This is a genomic window from Facilibium subflavum (assembly GCF_003574485.1).
GTDB classification, from domain to species: Bacteria; Pseudomonadota; Gammaproteobacteria; order Francisellales; family Francisellaceae; genus Facilibium; species Facilibium subflavum.
In genome coordinates, this window is record NZ_QLIT01000321.1 from 1 (window position 1) to 789 (window position 789).

A 789-nucleotide genomic window follows, 5' to 3' on the forward strand; every position below is an offset into this window, starting at 1 on the left:
GGACTATATGACAAAAAAATGGACAATGCCAATTAGAAGCTGGAGTGAAGCAATGCCGTATTTTTTAATTAAATTTGAAGGCAGAATTTAAGTACTATGAAAAATTTACACAGTTAGATGGATGGGCTCGCGGTTACGCTTTTACAGCGCTTTCATACTTCTCATTTGCCTCTTGCACCAGCTGTGCCTTATCTTGTTTGCTAACAGAAATATTTGCCAGATCCTTTTTTAATGCTGATATTACTTCTTGTAATTTTTGTGCTCTTGTTGCAAAGCAGGTTTCTATTTCTGGAATTTGTGCCTCGCCAGGCGCATATTTACCAACCATCTGACGCAACAGCTTAAGCTCCTGATTAAGCGCTGTGTTATTTAAATGAGCTACCTGGTCTTTAACCTTTGTTAAATAGTCTATAAAATGATGAAGTGCAAGCTCCCCCTGACTCCCAGCAACTGTCTCTTGTCCAACACCATTAACACTATTGAACTTAAGGTTTTTAATTAAAAGATTTAGTTGCCCCAACAGGTTATCATCATCATTTTCAATGGTTTCTTTATAAGTTTTTGCATCTTTTACTTTTTGCATTTTATCTGAATGATTATAGACGCGTGCTAGATAGTCTTTAGTATAACTACTGACAACTGTTGAGTTTATAAATTTATTGTTACCCTCCTTTATTAAAACAGACCAAAAAGGCTCTAAATATGCCTCATTTTTATCTTGTACCAAAAGGTTGGCTTTTAGTATGTCTTGTAACCTGCTGGGCTTGAAGTCAACGTCAATACCATAAT

General features: G+C 35.9%; 1 protein-coding gene. It reads right to left on the reverse strand.

Annotated elements, in window-relative coordinates:
• Window positions 1-133 precede the first annotated feature (133 nt).
• Window positions 134-789: hypothetical protein (locus DNK84_RS13690; protein ID WP_208123349.1), on the reverse strand; the 656-nt coding region annotated here is incomplete at its 5' end.